Genomic DNA, 16,537 nt, shown 5'->3' with positions numbered 1-16,537 from the left:
TTCTTCGTTGGTGGCGGGGGTAGGATTTGAACCTACGACCTTCGGGTTATGAGCCAGACGATCCGGGGTTCCGCCGGTCCGGCGTGGTCCGCTTACGTCCACGTAGGTGCAGGTCAGCGGGCTTGTCGACGCGCTGCCGTTCGACGTCATCCGGGTCTGTCCGTCGTGGTTCGTTTGACAAGTTGTTTGACACGTTTCCGCGACCCTGGCGCTCGAGCTCGTGCTCGACAGCACGGCGGATCCAGGCTGACACCGATCGGTCGTCGGCCTCCGCGCAGTCGCGGACCTCCTCGAGCCTCTCCGGCGGGAACCGGACCGGCACCATCTCGGTCAACCGTGAACGACGACGCCGCGGCTCACCCTGGGGTTCCTGGTTCTCTGGGCGGGTGTAGAACTCGTGCTCCTCGTCGCGGGTCATCTTCTGCTTGGGGCTCATCGGTCCTCCCGGTAGCGGGCAGCGAGGTGATCGGCGGCCACGTAGCAGCCGATCGGGCGGCACTCGCCGGGGTCACCGGAGTCCGGCGGGGCCAACGGCACGACGAGCACTCGACCAGCGATCTCGGCGACCATCAGCCAGTGGGCCGGCGGCCTGGCCGGATAGAAGAGCGGGTCGGACCGCCAGACGTCATAGACATCGTCGATCCCGAGGTGCGGGTGCTTGAAGAGGTGGGCGGCTTGGCGGTCGATCTCGAACGGGTCGTCGTCATCGAGCAGATCAAGGTCGAAGGGCTGCACCACACGCTCCGAGCGTATTACAAACGTGTACGGGTTCGATATGGCGAGGCAAGCCGATGACGGACGATCCTGGAGCACCGGCCGAGCGGTCAACGTGGAAACAGCCGCCGAAGGCAAACCGCACCGGGGTGCCTGCGCATGTCATCCTCCGCCAGGCGGCTCACCACCTCGTGCGCGGTGAACAGACTGCGCTCGAGGCAGTCCTGCACGATCCGTTCGAGGTGGTCCTCGTCGACGTCGGGCGCGATGTCGATGACCGTCCGAAGGGCGGTCGTGCAGGGGATCCCGTCAACCGTGGTGAGGTCCTTCGCTGGCACGTCGTCGTCGTGAACGATCACCTCTTGGCCGCCGAACAACACGCCCCCCATGGGGTTGCCCTTGCTCGCACGCTCCACGTCGGCGAAGCGATCGCCTCGGTGGTGACGCCATCGGCGCGCCGTCCTCCGGCGCGTCATGCTGGCACCACCATCGAGCTCGGTTCGATCGAACGGCTGTGCGTGTGGCTGCGCACATGATCGAGCCCAGTGGGCGAACCGGGGAGACCATCGGCGAAGGCGGCAAGGGCATGCAGCATCAACGCCACCTTCAAGTCCGGGCTCCGCGACGTCGACGGAGCGGCCGAAGCGACGGCCGCCCACACGAGGGCGGGTAGCCGCAAGCAGGCCCGGTCGATGGCGAGGAGCTCGCCTGCGTGCGCCCCGAGCCAGGCGACCGGATCGCACCCCTCCGGCGAGCTGAGTCCGACCTCGAGTCGGTGCCACTCGAGAGCGATCACACTCGCCTGGACGTCGATGAGGTGCGGGAAACCTGACAGCACGGTCGATGGCGACATACACCCCAGCTCCGAGGCGATCGTGCGCACCGTGGGGAACTGCAGCTCCTGACACCACGTCCTCGCCGCAACGCCTACGACTCGAAGCTGGCTCGAGGTCAGCACCACGCGCGGCGCTGCGAGCGCCACCCTGGCGGCGTCGACCGGCGTGAACCTCTGCTTGCTCACTGCCGCTCCTCTCGCACCAGCTGCGCCCAGCTGTCCTCGATCGGTGCGTCCATGCGCCACCCATCGGCGCCACGCCGCTCGAGTTCGCCGGCCAACGAGCGCAACTCGACAGCCAGCTCAGCCGACGAGGACGCACCCTTGAAGCAGTACTTCAGGTAGATCACGTCCGAGCCTTCGTCGACCTCGTCGTCGTGCTGGCCGGCGTCGATCACCGCGCCCATGTCGCCTCCTCACGTCACGTGCCTGAGGTCTCCTTCCGGGAGACGAAGGATCCCGCTGAGAGGGAGACCTCGGGGGAAGCGATGCGCTCGGAGCTCATGGCGGGACGGGATCCGAGGCTGCGACCTTCGGGCTCTGAAGCTTCGGGAACCCGGCCCGTCCGACGTGGTCCGCTTGCGACAACGTTGGCGCAGGTCAGCGAGCTTGTCAACGCCTCGCCGACACGCCGAACGGTTGGCGGTGGGCCTCGCGAGCGAGCGCTGGCCGCGTCGCCGGAGTACGAGCGGCGGGTCCCTCCGGACCGCTGCGGTGCAGCCTAGAGCGGCCGCTGGTTCTGACACCTACGCCGACGGCACGGTCCTGCACCTGCGAAGCATCCGTGAGGACGCCCCTCGTGTTGCAGAGTGGGCGGTCCGCAGGTACAGACAACTGAGCCGAAGCGGGACGCACGTGAGATCAACCGAATCGAACCCGGTCTCGCAGCCAACTCGCGAGCCATGCTTCGTCGACATCTCTTGCCGCAACGGCGAGCATCGCTTGCTCTGCATCGTCGACCACGGGCGGGTCCGGTGACCATGTCCCGTTGTTGAGGTCGATGAAGAGCACCAGCGCAGCCCACGACGCTCGCTTGTTGCCGTCAGGTAGTGGGTGGTTCCACGCCAGACGGCATGCAAGGACGGCCGCCTTGTCGAAGATGTCCGGATAGAAGTCGTCGTCCCCGAAGCCGGCTGCCGGGGCGTGCAGCGCCGAATCGGCGAGGTCGGATCGGCTCACCTTCGCCAACGTTGCGGCATCGATGCCCGTCACCTGCTCGGCCAGCCAGAAGTACTCAGCCAGCTCGAGGTATCGGGTCACTTGGCGAGTCGGTCAAGGAGCTCCTTGTCGCGCTCGAGCAGTCGCTTCGCTCGCGTGGTGAAGTCCTTGTCCTCCCGCACCCTGTCGATCTCAGCAGCGAGGGAGTCCACGATCAGCTGGTTCACGCTCGTCCCCTTCACCCGGGCAACGGCCTCAGCATCGTCAGCGAGCTCGTCAGGTAGCCGAACAGTGGTCTGCTTCGTCATGCACTCACGGTATCGCGAAACCACGATGACTCGCACTGGCATGCGACCTGGCGACACCGTCGTGCCGGCGTGCACCGCGATCATGGCGAGGATTGCCTGCTCCTTGAAACCGCCGAGTTCGACTCGCCCCCTGGCTCCCGTGATCTCGGTGGGCCCCAAGAGCGCAGACCTGCACGAGGGCAGGGTACGTCGGAAACAAGCCCCTCCCAGACCCTTGAGCTGGAGTTTCGCTCACTCGAGAGCCGCAAGCCCAAGCGAAGGTGCTCCGGCCCGTCACGTGCTCGTTGGGGTCATAGCCCGACGAGGATCACGTTTGACAAGTTGTTTGACAAGAACGCGAATCAGCGCCCCGAACGAGAATAATTCTCGTCGTCTGGGGCGCTGACCTGGGCTTACGTTGGTGGCGGGGGTAGGATTTGAACCTACGACCTTCGGGTTATGAGCCAGACGATCCGGGGTTCCGCCGGTCCGGCGTGGTCCGCTTACGTCCACGTTGGTGCAGGTCAGCGGGCTTGTCAACGGCCCTTCGTCCAGCGTCGTCCGGGTCGATTCGTCGTGGTTCGTTTGACAAGTTGTTTGACACGTTCGCAGCGAAGCCGGCCTTGCGCAGCGAGATGGCGAGAATCTGATGCGGTCGGTTGTGGGCGAGCCACCCCTTGACGCGACGTCCTCCGCCTCGAGCGCCGTGGCCTCCACCGCCCAGGCCGAGGAGGCGGGTTGCCTGGATTGCATGTAGCCGCGGTAGCGAGGGATGACGTGTCGACCGATGAAGGCTTCTCCGAGGGCGCGGAGCTCTTCGCCTTCGAGGGTGATGTGCTCGACTGGCGCCCAGAACGACATCAAGATCGAAGGGTTTCCAGACGCGGCCAGGCGCACGAAGCGGCGTAGCGAGTGCAGTGTGCGATCGATGTCGCCCGGACCGGATCGGACACCCTCAGGCTGTGTGCGTTGCATGATCGTGGCGAAGCCGCGTTCGTCGAGACCGACGACTTGTTCTGGCTTCTCCACCACGACGCCGAGCTCGTCATGGTCTTCGCCGCCGGGGATGCCGGTGCCGTGCGCGGTGGAGCCGACCTCGACGAGGAGGATGGTCGTGTCCGGGAGAGGCGGGATCTCCAGCGACATCAGAGGCGGGGGTCCACGGGTTCGCTCTCGAGCGCGAGGACACCGAAGGCGCATTCGTGGACGCGGTAGAGGGGTTCTGCGGCCACGAACCGTTCGAGCGCTTCGATGCCGAGGGCGAACTCGCGCAGTGCGAGGGAGCGCTTGTGGCCGAGGCCCCGGGACCGGAGGCGGGCGAGGTTGGCTTCAGCGGTGTACTCGGGGCCGTAGATGATCCGGAGGTACTCAGGGCCGCGGCACTTGATCCCGGGTTGGCTGAGGCCCCTGGGGCCGCGGTGCACGACGTCGATCGGCTTGACGACCATGCCTTCTCCGCCGCGTCCGGTCATCTCCTCCCACCATGCGGTTGCGGCCGCTTCGCTGTCGGCGTCGTCGAGGTCGACGGTGATGGTCGCAGTGGCCCGGAAGGTCGAGGGGTCGGTCTCGGCGAGGCGGGTGAGGACATCGAGGTGCCAGAGGTGGTCGGTGAGGGCGTGGACCTTCCCCTCCCCGGCCAGGATCTGAAATGGCGCAAGGCGGAGGTCGTTGATGGAGTCGACCGGCCAGCAGTAGTGGCGGTAGGCGTTGACGAAGCGCTCGGCCATGTCGCGCCGCTCGGCGGTGTGAGCAGCCAGGTCTGCGACCTCGGCGCCGCGTGCGAGCGCTGAGTCGAGCACGGCGGACTCAGCGCGCAGTGTCGCCGTGGCGGCGGCGCCGACCGATGCGTACTGGCGTCGGAGCAGCTCCTCGGCCTTCGCGGACCAGGGGAGGAGCTCGGCGTCGAGGACCACCCAATCCGTGTCCAGGAAGGCCCACAGGTCGATGGCGGTCAGGCCGGCGCGGACCTTGGCGAGGAGCTCGATCTCTTGTGTCGCGTTGGTGAGGAACGGCCGGCCGGTGCGGGTCACGATCGTGCCGGCGGCCTCGTTGTCGGCGATGCCGAACCGGCGCGCCGCAACCTCGGCGTCGCGGCAGACCACGACGACGGCGCGCGAGCCCATGTGCTTCTCCTCGCACACGACTTGGGTGACCCCATCGCGGCGGTAGGCGCCGAACGCTTCGGCGGGGTGCTCGAGCAGCCCCGCCTTGGTCGTGGTCGCGGTGGGAGCCATCGTGGGAGGGAGGTAGATGAGCCACCGCGGGTCGGCGGCGAAGCGGCTCATGACCTCGAGCGCGGCGATGGCGTTCTCCTCGCGGATCGTCACCGTCTGGTTGAGACGGGTCGTGACGATGCGCTTGCCCATCACGTCGTCGAGGTCGAGGTCAGTGGGCTCACGCGTGGTGTCGATGACCTCTGGCGCGACGAGCGGCCGGGCCGGTTCCCAGTACGTCCGAGCGGCGGGTACCGAGACCAGCTCGCGTTCGGGGTAGCGCAGCGAGGTGAGCGAGCCACCGAAGACGCAGCCGGTGTCGATGCAGATCGTGCGGTTGAGCCAAGTCGGCTCGGGGACCGGGGTGTGGCCGTAGATGACCATGGCGTCGCCGCGGTAGTCCTCGGCCCACGGGTAGCGCACGGGGAGCCCGTATTCGTCGGTCTCGCCGGTGGTGTCGCCGTAGAGCGCGAAGGAGCGCACCGCGCCTGAGGCCCGGCCGTGCATGTCGGCGCGCAGCCCGGCGTGGGCGATCACCAGGTTGCCTCCGTCGAGGACGAGGTGGCTGACGAGGCCGTCGATGAAGTCGACGACCTGCTTGGTGAACTCGGGTGGCTCCTCGGCGAGCTGCGCGAGGGACTCCGCCAAGCCGTGGCTGACCGTGACGTTGCGACCCTGCAGGGCACGTTGGAGCTTGGCCTCGTGGTTGCCGGGGATGCACAGGGCGTCGCCGTCGGCGACCATGCCCATGACCAGTCGCAGCACTGCCGGTGTCGCGGGGCCACGGTCGACGAGGTCGCCGACGAAGAACGCGCGCCGGCCACCAGGGTGGCGCGCGCCAGTGCCGTCCGGTGCGACGTCGTAGCCGAGCTTCATGAGCAGTGCAACGAGCTCGTCGAAGCAGCCGTGGATGTCGCCGATGACATCAAAGGGCCCATGGTCGCCTCGACGGTCGTTCCAGAGGGGCTGGCGTTCGATCGTTGCCGCGTCGATCTCCTCGACGCCGTCAAGGGTGAAGACCTTGTGGAAGCCTTCACGTCGCAGGCCCTTCATCGAGCGGCGGAGCTGGCCGCGCTGGTTGCGCAGCACGTGAGTGCCGAAGTCACGGTCAGCTCGTGTCGCGTTCCGCTCGGTGCAGACGGCTTCGGGGACGTCGAGGACGATGGCGACGGAGAGGGCGTGGCTCTGCTTGGCGAGCGCGATGAGCGACTTGCGGGCTTCGGGCTGCACGTTGGTGGCGTCGACCACCGCGAGCTTGCCGGCGTCGAGGCGCTTGGCGACGATGAAGTGGAGGACCTCGAAAGCGGCGTTGGTGGCGCCCTGGTCGTTCTCGTTGTCCGAGACGAGCCCGCGGCAGAAGTCCGACGAGATGACCTCGGTGGGCAAGAAGTGGCGGGCCGCGAAGCTCGACTTTCCCGATCCGGACACGCCGACGAGCACGACGAGGGAGACCTCGGGGAGGGCGACCTTCACCGGCGAAACACCGCCAGCTGCGTCCGTGCACCAAGCCGCGGGTCCTCAGGTCCGATGCCGGTGAGCTCGACGGAGTAACCGTGACGGGCACCGACACCGGCGGCCCAGTCGGCGAGCTCGGCGCGGGTCCACTCGAAGCGGTGGTCGCGGTGACGCAGCGTCCCGGCGGGCATGGACTCGAACAGTTCGTTGTACTCGATGTTGGGTGTCGTGATGATCACCACTGTGGGACGCGCGTAGGCGAAGAGGGCGCGTTCGAAGGCACCGAGCCGGGGCGGGTCGAGGTGCTCGACCACCTCGATCACGGTGGCGACGTCGAATCCCTGAAGGCGCCGATCCCGATAGGTGAGTGCGCCTTGCGCCAGCTCGATTCGCTCGCGCTGACGGGGAGCCATCGTGTCGAGATGCAGACGCCGAGCGGCACGCTCCAGCGTCCGGTAAGACACATCGATCCCAAGGACCTTCTCGGCCTTCGTGTCACGCAGGATGCGCTGCAAGAGCTTGCCCTCGCCACAACCCAGATCGATCGTGCGCTGAGCGCCGAGCTTCGTGACCTGGTCGATGACTGCGGCGAGGCGCTGGTCGTTGAGGCTGATCGGCTTCTCGACGGCCGCCTCCTCGTCGTCCCGTGCGGCCGCGGTCTCGTCGACGTCGTCGGGCTCGTCGGCGAGCAGACGCGCCAAAGCGTCGTTGGTGAGCCGGCGGTCGTGGCGGAGGTACCGGCGGGCGATCAGCTCGCGGTCCGGATGTCCAGCCAGCCACTCACCGCCACGGCGGAGAAGCTTGTCGACCTCCTCCGGCCCGACCCAGTAGTGCTTGTCGTCGTCGAGCACCGGCAGCAACACGAACAGGTGCTCGAGGAGATCGCGCACCCGCACAGTGCCACGGAGCGTCACGTCGAGGTATCGGCTGTCGCCCCACGAAGGGAAGGTCGGGTCAAGGGGAATCGCTGCAACGTCGACGTCGTAGCCGAGGGGCTCGAACAGTCGGCGCAGGATGACCTCGCCACCGCGGCATGGCACGACCGGTAGGTGGGCCTCGACCGGTATGGGGGTCTCGGCGAGCTCAGGTCGTTCCTTGCTCCGCCCCGACAACGCCGTGCCGAACAACTTGTTGATCGCCACCGAGAGGAACGAGGACGCCGCGTAGGGCCGGTCGTTGACGTGCTGCGCGAGCGAGAAGTCGTTGCCCTTCGGGCCCTTTCGGTCACGCACCAGTCCGACTGGGTCGACCTCGACCAGGACCGCAGCCGTGCACCGAGCTGTCGTCGCCTCCGAGTAGATGACGCGCACCACGCCAAAGGACATCTCGACGGCATGAACCCGCTCCGGGTTCTTGTGCACCAGGAACCCGAGATCGGTCGCCGGCTCATGGGTTGTCGAGATCGTCAGCAGCATCAGACCCGCCTGAAAGTGGACAGACGATGATGACGGACCCTCACGAGCCGCGCCACCGCGATCGCGCCCTCGGTGGCCTCGCCGATCACCCGCGGACGCCAACATGTGGCCCCAAGACCTCGGCAACGACGAGCTCATCCACACCCGGGATCACCAGGGCGCGGCCGCGTTCGCAGCTCACCCAGCCGGCCGGAACGTGCCCCAGTCAGAGACGTAGGCCCAGGTCCCTGACCTAGGTCTCATCGTTGGTGGCGGGGGTGGGATTTGAACCCACGACCTTCGGGTTATGAGCTGACGAACGCTTGTTCGTACCATCCCGTCCCGTACCAGATCGTGGCTGTGAACTGGGGTTTCGCTGTTGAGTGCTGGCCGTTCGACCCACGCTGTGTGAACCTGTACCGGCCTGTGGAGTAGAAGAGGGTGTAGAAGGACTCCCCCCAGCGTCAGCCGTGCGAGCGGCGTCTTCGGTGATCCCTACCATCGGTGGCCAGGCGGCGGATCTCGTTGAGCATCCTGCGGATGAACTCGATGTCGGTCGGATCATCTTCGGTTTCGATGCTGCCCCAGCGGTGCGCTTCACGGCTGGACGGCGGAGAGCCGTGCGACCTGCCGGACATCTGATGCGGCGGGGACGTGGTTGCGCGAGCACTCGGAGGCGGCCGGGGTCCTGGTGATGATCAGCGGCATCGTCGGCTCCAACACGCATCGCACGCTCGACCCTCAGGAGTTCCGAGGCTTCGCGCTCGTCGATCGGTACGCGTCAGTCGTGTTCGTCAACGGTGCCGACAGCAAGGCGGCGCAGCTGTTCACCCTCGCGCACGAGCTGGCCCGCCTCTGGCTGGGGGAGCCGGCGCTGTGCGATCTCGAGCCCGATTCGCTCCGGGAGAACGCCGTGGAGCGGTGGTGCACAGATGTGGCGGCGGAGTTCGTGGGCCCGATGGTCGGCATCGGCGAGGGCCGACGCAGCGCGACCAGGGGCCTCCGCCCGACGCCCGCAGTCGGCCAGCGGTTCGCTCGGGCCGTCATGACGAGTGCACTCGAGGGGCGAACCACCTACACCGCGGCAGTCCGCCTGCTCGACCTGAAGAGGGCGTCCCCCTTCGACCGGCTGGCGGACCGGCTCGGCTTTCTGACCGATTCTGTAGGTCTCTATGAAGAACTACATAGAGCAACATAAAGGGGTCTTCCGGCATGGATGTGGGGACGCCGAGAGCGCTCTCGTGGCTCAGGCCCGCAACGGGTTCGACCCGGAGAGTCCGAGCAGCTCGGCGCTGGTGTAGAGCCGGCTCGGCCGCCCTCGCCCACTTGGTTGCACTGTGCCGTGCTCGACGAGCACGCCGGCAGCGACGAGCTCGCCCAGGGCCGCGTTCGCCGACTTCAACGGGATGGCAAGCTCGCTCGCCACGATCGGACCAGTGAGGACGAGGTGGCGAGGCAGGAGGTCGAGCACGCGCCAGGCCGCGGCATCGCTGCGAACGCGCCTCGACTCAGCTCGACGTTCGCCGAGGCGCTCGCGCCACTCGCGCTGCAGTCGCCGGACCGACGCGACCAGCTCCTGTTGCGCGCGGCCGGCTCCCGACACCGCCTCCGCGAACCAGCGTACCCACGAGTCGTGGTCGCCCATACGAAACAGCACGAGGCCAGAGCCGTAGCCACCGACGTCGGCAGCGATGCGCGCGCTCACGGGCGGTGGCGTCACCAGCGAGAGTCGACGAACGAGGATCCACGCGACGAGCACGCGCCCGACGCGCCCGTTGCCGTCGGCGAACGGGTGGATGATCTCGAACTGCGCGTGGGCGATCGCCGCCTGACTCACGGAGTCGACATCGTCGCGGTTGACGTACGCGAGGAGATCGTCGACCAGCGCCGGCACCTCCTCCGGCGGAGGCGTCACGAGATGCGCATCGAGCGGTGACGTCCCGCCGATCCATCCCTGCTCGTTGCGCAGCACTCCGACGTGCTGCGCGGGCGTCGGGCTGCCGGTCATGAGGGTCCGGTGCCACCCGCATAGGCTTTCGGCTGTCAGAGGCTCGGCGTGCGCCTCGTTGATTGCCTCCGTGACTGCCGCCAGGTTCGCCGCCACCCACGCAGCCGCCGACGGAGCCCCACCCCCGTCAGCCTCGGCGAGGACGATGTCGACGACCGGGGCCGTCACGCCTTCGATGAAGGACGACGCGACCCCCTCCGTCCGCAGTAGCAGCCGAGCCAACGCGGCGAAGTCCTCCGGCATCGTCTCGGCGCCGTGTTCGACGGCCGCCTGCGCCCGAGCTGCGTCGGCGACAGTTCGAGCATCGAGCGAGAGGTCCCGCTGAGACAGCGCGGTCGGCACGAACGCGCGCGCTCGTCGACCTCGCCACACAATCGGAACCTCGGTGCCGGCTGGCTCCACGAGCCACCTTTCGTACGCCTACTCATGTAAGTGTACGTTATTCAACCCGCTGCGACGTAGACGTACCCGACGGGTCCGCGAACGCGGTTCGAGGATCCCGCTGGGTTGGTGACGCCCATGTAGGACGCGGATAAGGCGCGCCAGCCCCGATGCCTTCTTCTCGAGAAGCATCGGCCAGGCATCCTTCAGCAGCTCACCCGATTCCGGTATCGCCAGGAGAGCCTCGGTCGGGATGTCAGACCATCGCTCACCGCCACCGAGGGCGCAGGTCCTGTTCGGCGACTGGGCTGAGCGGTGGCTCGCCACCACGACACACCTGAAGCCGAAGACGCGGGTTGGATACGAGTCGATGCTCCGCGTGCGATTGCTGCCGGCGTTCGGGCGCGCACCCATCGGCGAGATTCGGCCGATCGACGTCCGGGAGTGGATGTCGAGCACGCAGGCGCGCGACCTGAGCGCGTCGAGCTGCCGGCAGGCGTACCACCTCCTGAGCACGATCCTCCGGGCCGCCGTGGAAGACGGCCGCCTCGCGGCTTCTCCGAGCTCAGGCATCAAGCTGCCCCGGCTTCCGCAGGTCGAGATGGTGGGTTTGTCGCCAGAGCAGCTCCGGGACCTCCTGTCAGTGGTCAACGAGGAGCACCGCCTGTTCGTCGAGGTACTCGCCATCGGTGGTCTGCGCTTCGGCGAAGGCGCTGCGATCCGGCGGGCTCGCTGCGACCTGCTCCGCTCGAGGCTGATCGTGGCCGAGAGCCTCGCCGACGTGTCGGGCACGCTGCACTTCGGACCACCGAAGACGCACCAGCGGCGGACGGTCACCCTCCCGCGCTTCCTCAGGGACAAGCTGGGCCAGCACCTCGCCTCGCTCGACGGTGACGAAGCCCTGGTGTTCCAAGCACCGCGGGGTGGCCCGATCCGCTACTCCAACTTCGCCCGCCGAGTCTGGAAGCCGGCACTTGCGGAAGCCGGGCTTCCCGACATGGGGGTGCACGCGTTGCGCCACACGTGTGCTGCGCTGCTGATCTCCCAGGGAGCGCACCCGAAGGCGATCCAGAGCCATCTCGGCCACCGATCGATCACGACCACCCTCGACCGTTACGGCCACCTGTTCGAGGACGAGCACGACAAGCTGGCGGACCGGATCGACGCCGCCTATGCCGACGTCATCCACCCGACGCCTAGCGCCAACAAGGTCACGCCGATCGGAGACGTCTCGTAGCGGCAGGTGGGCGAGGGATCCCGGATCTTCCGGAGAGATCCCCGCGGCCCGGCCTCTACAGTTGGTCGTTCGTCCGGCCCCGGTAGCTCAGCGGATAGAGCGACCGCCTCCTAAGCGGTAGGCCACAGGTTCGATTCCTGTCCGGGGCGCCGCGCACCCATGGGGGCACACGCCCGCCTCGATCGTCCCGCGCCCGCGGGCTCGCCCGAGCGGCTCCGAAGCCCCTGCGGCCTATCCGCGGCCTACGGCTTTCGCGCGCGCGGCACGTGGGTGAGCGAGAATGGGCTCTGGCCAGCACTTTCACCTATCCCGCCCTCGTAGCTCAGGGGATAGAGCATCGGTTTCCTAAACCGTGTGTCGCAGGTTCGAATCCTGCCGAGGGCGCAACAGAAAGTCCTGGTCAGAGCGGTGCGGGGTAAGAATCACTCCCGAAGTAGCGTCCCAGGAGGCCCCCTATCCATCCATCTTGGCCATCTAGCGGCTACGGTGGCCATCCGATGCGTGGATCGATGCGTGAACGCAGCCCCGGCAACTGGCAGCTGCGCGTCTTCGAGGGGACCGATCCGGTCAGCGGCAAGAAGCGGTACCGCACCCGCGCGTACCAAGGCGCCAAGCGTGCCGCGTCCAAGGAGCTGGCGAAGTTCGTCGCCGAGGTCGACGGCGGCGCCGTCGCGCCGACTCGCAAGACGGTCGGCGCGCTGCTCGACGAGTGGCTCGCCCACATCGAGCACCTCGGCCGTTCGCCCTCGACGCTCTACAACTACCGGCGCCTCGTCAAGCAGCTGCCGGATGGCTTCAAGTCGCAGCAGCTTGCCAAGGTCACGCCGAAGCTCATCGACGACCTCTACCGCCACCTCGGCACGGTCAGGAAGCGCAAGCCTGCGACCGTGCTCCGCTTCCACGCGCTGCTGCGCGCTGCGTTCGCACAAGGCGTCCGGTGGGGCCTCGTCGACCGCAACCCCACCGACCGCGCGACGCCCCCTCGCGTGAACCGACCCGAGATCAAGCCGCCGACGGTCGAGGACGTCATCCGCGTGATCGACCGAGCCGCTGCGTCCCGCAACCCGGAGAACGCGCTCGTGTTCCGTCTGCTCGCCGCCACCGGCTGCCGCCGCGGCGAGGTCTGCGGCCTGCAGTGGCGGGACATCGACTTCGACTCCGAGCCGGCGCGCGTGCTCATCCGCCGAGCGGTGCTCGAGATCGAGAAGAAGTTGATCGTGCAGGGCACGAAGACCCACGCCGCCCGCGGCGTCGGCCTCGACGAGGAGACAGCCGAGATGCTCCGCCAGCACCGGGCGTGCGCTGCCGAGCTCGGTCTCGCGTCTGGTGTCCCGCCCACCCCCGACGACTTCGTGTTCCGCAAGATGCCTGGATCGAGTGAGCCGCTACCACCCGATCGGATCGGCCAGGCATGGAGCCGTTACTGCAAGGAGCTCGGCGTGAAGGCCCGCCTCCACGACCTTCGCCACCTCCAGGCATCGATGCTCCTCGACGCCGGCGAGGCGGTCACCGTCGTCGCGGCTCGCCTCGGCCACCGCGACACCTCGACGACGCTCAAGGTGTACAGCCATCTGATGCCGGGAGCGGACGGCCGTGCTGCTGGGATCGTCGGCTCCACGCTTCGCCGACCCGATGTGACATCGCGCGACTGACCGGACTACGGGATTCAAGCTCCCTCTGGCTTTGGCAGGTCGACCTCACCAAAGACGAGATTCATCCTCGTGGCGAGATCCGTGCGCGCCTTTCGCTCGTCTTGCCGCAAGAGCGCAGCAGGCTTGGTTACCGACGCGTGTCCGTACCCGATCGGAGTGTCGTTGTTTGGGCTGTGTTCTGCGGTGAATCCGACGTCCTCGGCCGCCTGAGCAGTGAACTCGTATACGATGGCAGGCTTGTCGCTCGTACCGCCGAGCGAGCGGACGTCGCTCGCATCATGCTGTTGCATCTCCAGGAGATGGTGCAGGAAGGCGGACATCCCGTCTGGATCGAACCGAACGCCCGCGAGCGACGGCACCCAGCGGCCGAAGTCTGCATGCCATTCGAGATAGTCAGCGCGGTGGAGAACGCGTCGGAGCAACACGTCCTGCGGAGAGACCTCGACAATCTCCGCCACCGCCGGCGCTACGAGTTCGTCAGTTGAGCCACCAGAGAGCGGACGTCGTCGACGCGCTCTTCGAGTGAGCCATCCCACGACTCGTCTCCATCGCGCCGTTGCGCCCAAACCAACGTCTCCTTGGGACCGACCTCGACCTCCACATCCCAACCGCCCTTATGCCAGACGAACTGAACCCCGCCGTCGAATGTGGGAACGACCGTAGGAGTGGGCGTGTCCGTCCGCATGAAACGAACCAGCTCGGGGAGCGCCCGCTGAATTGATTCCGGATAGGGCGTCGGAACCTCGTCGTCCGGCTCGTACACGAGACGGTGGAGTTCTTCCAGTCGACCCATGACGTACGGCAACCACCGAGGTGCCTCAGATGCCCGCGCAATTCGTACCTTCGCAGCCCCTCGACGACGAGGCGCGAACGCGGAGAGATCGTCCGCGCTGCGCGTAGGCTCCGACCGAAAGCTGGTCAAAGCGCTGTCGGTAACGGTCACGTTCGCCTTCCCCATTCCTCGTGCATTGCGGGTGTGGTCATCTCAGTAAAGGTCCACACGATGGCATTTCGCCCCAACAGAAGGAGTGCCGAGATGCTCCCAGCCGACGCGTCTTTCGAAACCGGGGCCCGAAAGGTAAGCGCAAGCTGGAAACCAGTTGCGACCTTGCCGCCCTCCACGCGGCGGCCCGGCTGTGCCTCCACTGCGAGCCGCCCGACGAGCGCGTCTCCGTCGAGAATCGGGTACCGGGCAGACCATCGTTGAGCGTCAGGGTGAGAGCCTACGCCCGGCAGGTCGAGCTCTGCTGCACTCGACGGGCGGAAGAACTCGCTCATCGAGATCGCCGGTATCCAGTTGATGTACGTCAGCTCGGCCTGCTGCACGGGCGGAACCTTGAGTCCTGTGTCGGCGAGACGCGCCGTGTATTTGTCGAAGTGAGACCAGAACAACTCCAACAGCGGCTCGAATCTGGGGTACCCGCCGCCGCGATGACGCCAGTTGTGGATCAGCCGATCGTCCTGGACCTGTACGAGCAGAGACTCGTCGACGCTGACAAACCAGGCTCGATGGACCGGCGGAGAGTCGATCAGCTCGACTTGGAACGACGGTCCTATGAGAGCCTCGTCGAACGACTCGACAGGGATCTCGAGTCGCGGCTGATCGAGCGCCGTGGGGTAGTCGACTCGGATCTCGTTCCAGAACAAACCGATGTGCGCTTGCCGGAACCCCTTGATCGGCTCGAACTGCACACCGATCGCAACCTCGACGACCGGTGGCCGATCGAACTCAGGTAGGTCGAGCGGTCGGTTAGCCACGGCGTCTCCATCGTAGGGGTGCGTCGACCACCACCACGGCGATCGGTCGCCGGCGAGCGCGCCGGGGAACAAGGACCTGACGGGACGGGTTAGGCACCGCGGCGGTTTCGCAGGTCCTCGAACGTCCTGCCATGCACAACGATGCCATCGCGCTGGATGTCGTTCCACAGTTGCTTCTTGCTCCGCAGCTTGGCGCTCGCCTCCTCGCCAGCCACCTCGAGCAGCTCCACGCGATTGCCGGTGAGCCGGCGTACTCCTTCCACCCACTCGTCGATTGGCGCTCGCCACTCCGGATCGTCCTCGCCGACCCCCGGCGGGAGGATGAGCAAGATGTCGAGGTCACTCGATCGGTCGGCCTCGCCGCGAGCGAACGAGCCGTAGACGATGACGCTCACGGGTGGTACAGCGAGGCGAGCTGCGGACACCTTCAGCTCCTCGAACACCATCCTTCGGACGTCAGCGAGCGCGGCAACTGCCCGGGCTGCGACATGATTCGGAACGAACTTGACCAAGGCGGAAGGCGGCGCCTCCCGGCGGTCCACGAGGCCCAACTCCACGAGCCCGGGCATCACCCGCGACGCCTGCGCCACACTCACGTCCGACAGCCGTGCGATCGTCCGGAGGCTCAACTCGGCGGAGGTCTGAGACAAGACCGCGAGGATGCGACCCTGGGCGCCCGGAATGACCGCCTGGACGGGCTCTCGGAAGTCCACAGCACCAGAATAGTGAGGGTGCCTCATAAATGAAACAATTGTTTCTTCTGTGAGCGGCGCATCGCTCCCCTGGACAAGCGGATTACACGGGTGTAACTTCGGCAACCCCTCACGAGGAGGTCGCGATGGCGCATCCGATCTACCGGTTCGGCGAGATCCTTCGCGAGCTCCGGAAGGGCGCCGGCCTCACCGTCCTCGGCGCAGCTGAGGCGACCGAGTACGGCAATTACGAGCGTTGGGAGTCAGGTGCCACCCGAGTCGGCGCACAGCACCTCGGAGCGATCGCCGCAGCGTTCGGCGTCGACGACGTCCCGATGTTCGTCTACGCCTGGCTGGTCGACCGGTTCTCACCGGCACCGAAGCAGGGCGCCGTCGACCTGGCCCGGGTGAACTTCGCCAAGACTCACCGGCAGCTCCCGCGCACGACCGTCGACCTCGGTCAGCGCAAGGACTGGGTTCTCGAGCCGCCGCCTCACGCCAACCTCGCGCTCCTCTATCTCGTCGCCCGGTACCGCAGGAACCAACGGGTCGTGCTGCCGCCGGTCCCTCGCAAGCCGCTGCCGGCGCGCGCTGCCGACGAGGACGTGCTCAGCACCGCGTACGGCGACGTCCTCGACGATGTCGTCCGGCTGGCTGCTCGCATCCTCCTCCGAGCGGGGCGCAGCGACGACCTCGATGCCCGAGCAGCCGTTGCGAACATCGCACCGATGCTGTCCAAGCCCGAGGCGTTCG

At 67.1% G+C, this 16,537-nt stretch carries 18 protein-coding genes and 2 tRNA genes; 6 read left to right on the top strand and 14 right to left on the bottom strand.

Features of this window, described 5'->3' with window-relative positions; genetic code table 11:
- Window positions 1-432: 432 nt before the first annotated feature.
- From WEB06_19445 to WEB06_19405, 9 genes are all read right to left on the bottom strand, one after another.
- A complete protein-coding gene (locus tag WEB06_19445) occupies window positions 433-735 on the bottom strand; it encodes a hypothetical protein (protein ID MEX2557791.1) in 303 nt (100 codons plus the stop codon).
- Window positions 736-824: 89 nt separating this feature from the next.
- Window positions 825-1,190: a hypothetical protein gene (locus WEB06_19440; GenBank protein ID MEX2557790.1), complete on the bottom strand. Its 366-nt coding sequence runs from the start codon at window positions 1,188-1,190 to the stop codon at window positions 825-827.
- Window positions 1,187-1,735: a hypothetical protein gene (locus WEB06_19435; protein MEX2557789.1), complete on the bottom strand. Its 549-nt coding sequence runs from the start codon at window positions 1,733-1,735 to the stop codon at window positions 1,187-1,189. Before WEB06_19435 ends, WEB06_19440 begins: the two co-directional genes overlap by 4 nt.
- Complete coding sequence (locus WEB06_19430; protein MEX2557788.1) at window positions 1,732-1,956, bottom strand: hypothetical protein; 225 nt, start codon at window positions 1,954-1,956, stop codon at window positions 1,732-1,734. The genes WEB06_19435 and WEB06_19430 overlap by 4 nt, the downstream gene beginning before the upstream one ends.
- A 454-nt stretch (window positions 1,957-2,410) precedes the next feature.
- Entirely contained in the window at window positions 2,411-2,809 is a 399-nt protein-coding gene (locus tag WEB06_19425) for a Fic family protein (GenBank protein ID MEX2557787.1), read from the bottom strand.
- On the bottom strand, window positions 2,806-3,015 hold the full coding sequence (locus tag WEB06_19420; protein MEX2557786.1) for a YlcI/YnfO family protein: 210 nt from the start codon (window positions 3,013-3,015) through the stop codon (window positions 2,806-2,808). The genes WEB06_19425 and WEB06_19420 overlap by 4 nt, the downstream gene beginning before the upstream one ends.
- Before the next feature lie 273 nt (window positions 3,016-3,288).
- Window positions 3,289-4,140, bottom strand: a complete 852-nt coding sequence (locus WEB06_19415) for a nucleotidyltransferase domain-containing protein (GenBank protein ID MEX2557785.1) — start codon at window positions 4,138-4,140, stop codon at window positions 3,289-3,291.
- A complete protein-coding gene (locus WEB06_19410; protein ID MEX2557784.1) occupies window positions 4,140-6,680 on the bottom strand; it encodes a polynucleotide kinase-phosphatase in 2,541 nt (846 codons plus the stop codon). The genes WEB06_19415 and WEB06_19410 overlap by 1 nt, the downstream gene beginning before the upstream one ends.
- Window positions 6,677-8,077: a 3' terminal RNA ribose 2'-O-methyltransferase Hen1 gene (locus WEB06_19405; protein ID MEX2557783.1), complete on the bottom strand. Its 1,401-nt coding sequence runs from the start codon at window positions 8,075-8,077 to the stop codon at window positions 6,677-6,679. The genes WEB06_19410 and WEB06_19405 overlap by 4 nt, the downstream gene beginning before the upstream one ends.
- A gap of 637 nt (window positions 8,078-8,714) precedes the next feature.
- Here WEB06_19405 and WEB06_19400 point away from each other — a divergent pair.
- Window positions 8,715-9,254, top strand: coding sequence for an ImmA/IrrE family metallo-endopeptidase (locus WEB06_19400; GenBank protein MEX2557782.1), 540 nt, complete (start codon window positions 8,715-8,717; stop codon window positions 9,252-9,254).
- A gap of 48 nt (window positions 9,255-9,302) precedes the next feature.
- Here WEB06_19400 and WEB06_19395 read toward each other — a convergent pair whose 3' ends face one another.
- Entirely contained in the window at window positions 9,303-10,466 is a 1,164-nt protein-coding gene (locus WEB06_19395) for a Fic family protein (GenBank protein ID MEX2557781.1), read from the bottom strand.
- A gap of 232 nt (window positions 10,467-10,698) precedes the next feature.
- On the opposite strand from WEB06_19395, the gene WEB06_19390 reads away from it, so the two are divergent.
- From WEB06_19390 to WEB06_19375, 4 genes are all read left to right on the top strand, one after another.
- Window positions 10,699-11,682 carry a site-specific integrase gene (locus tag WEB06_19390; protein ID MEX2557780.1) on the top strand — a complete coding sequence of 328 codons (984 nt, stop codon included), beginning with the start codon at window positions 10,699-10,701 and terminating at the stop codon, window positions 11,680-11,682.
- A gap of 76 nt (window positions 11,683-11,758) precedes the next feature.
- Window positions 11,759-11,831, top strand: a tRNA-Arg gene (locus tag WEB06_19385).
- Window positions 11,832-11,993: 162 nt separating this feature from the next.
- Window positions 11,994-12,066, top strand: a tRNA-Arg gene (locus WEB06_19380).
- Between the two features lie 125 nt (window positions 12,067-12,191).
- Window positions 12,192-13,334 (top strand): site-specific integrase, encoded by a 1,143-nt coding sequence (locus tag WEB06_19375; protein MEX2557779.1) that lies wholly within the window; start codon window positions 12,192-12,194, stop codon window positions 13,332-13,334.
- A 14-nt stretch (window positions 13,335-13,348) separates the two neighbouring features.
- Here WEB06_19375 and WEB06_19370 read toward each other — a convergent pair whose 3' ends face one another.
- The 4 genes from WEB06_19370 to WEB06_19355 form a co-directional block, all read right to left on the bottom strand.
- Complete coding sequence (locus tag WEB06_19370) at window positions 13,349-13,792, bottom strand: hypothetical protein (GenBank protein MEX2557778.1); 444 nt, start codon at window positions 13,790-13,792, stop codon at window positions 13,349-13,351.
- Window positions 13,793-13,800: 8 nt separating this feature from the next.
- Window positions 13,801-14,127, bottom strand: coding sequence for a hypothetical protein (locus tag WEB06_19365; protein ID MEX2557777.1), 327 nt, complete (start codon window positions 14,125-14,127; stop codon window positions 13,801-13,803).
- 146 nt (window positions 14,128-14,273) lie between these two features.
- Window positions 14,274-15,092, bottom strand: a complete 819-nt coding sequence (locus tag WEB06_19360) for a TIGR04255 family protein (protein MEX2557776.1) — start codon at window positions 15,090-15,092, stop codon at window positions 14,274-14,276.
- An 89-nt stretch (window positions 15,093-15,181) separates the two neighbouring features.
- Entirely contained in the window at window positions 15,182-15,805 is a 624-nt protein-coding gene (locus tag WEB06_19355; GenBank protein MEX2557775.1) for a nucleotidyltransferase domain-containing protein, read from the bottom strand.
- A 125-nt stretch (window positions 15,806-15,930) separates the two neighbouring features.
- Here WEB06_19355 and WEB06_19350 point away from each other — a divergent pair.
- Window positions 15,931-16,537, top strand: a 607-nt coding sequence (locus WEB06_19350) for a helix-turn-helix transcriptional regulator (GenBank protein MEX2557774.1), incomplete at its 3' end; no start/stop codon positions are given.

The organism is Actinomycetota bacterium, assembly GCA_040905475.1.
GTDB lineage: Bacteria > Actinomycetota > AC-67 > AC-67 > AC-67 > DATFGK01.
The sequence above is the reverse complement of the archived record's forward strand: the minus strand, read 5'-3'. Positions and strand labels throughout refer to the sequence as shown.

Bases quoted from the DNA above. Each gene is read 5' to 3' on its own strand.
- WEB06_19440 (MEX2557790.1), bottom strand. From the start codon at position 1,190: ATGACGCGCCGGAGGACGGCGCGCCGATGGCGTCACCACCGAGGCGAT.
- WEB06_19430 (MEX2557788.1), bottom strand. From the start codon at position 1,956: ATGGGCGCGGTGATCGACGCCGGCCAGCACGACGACGAGGTCGACGAA.
- WEB06_19420 (MEX2557786.1), bottom strand. From the start codon at position 3,015: ATGACGAAGCAGACCACTGTTCGGCTACCTGACGAGCTCGCTGACGAT.
- WEB06_19415 (MEX2557785.1), bottom strand. From the start codon at position 4,140: ATGTCGCTGGAGATCCCGCCTCTCCCGGACACGACCATCCTCCTCGTC.
- WEB06_19405 (MEX2557783.1), bottom strand. From the start codon at position 8,077: ATGCTGCTGACGATCTCGACAACCCATGAGCCGGCGACCGATCTCGGG.
- WEB06_19390 (MEX2557780.1), top strand. From the start codon at position 10,699: ATGTCAGACCATCGCTCACCGCCACCGAGGGCGCAGGTCCTGTTCGGC.
- WEB06_19375 (MEX2557779.1), top strand. From the start codon at position 12,192: ATGCGTGAACGCAGCCCCGGCAACTGGCAGCTGCGCGTCTTCGAGGGG.
- WEB06_19365 (MEX2557777.1), bottom strand. From the start codon at position 14,127: ATGGGTCGACTGGAAGAACTCCACCGTCTCGTGTACGAGCCGGACGAC.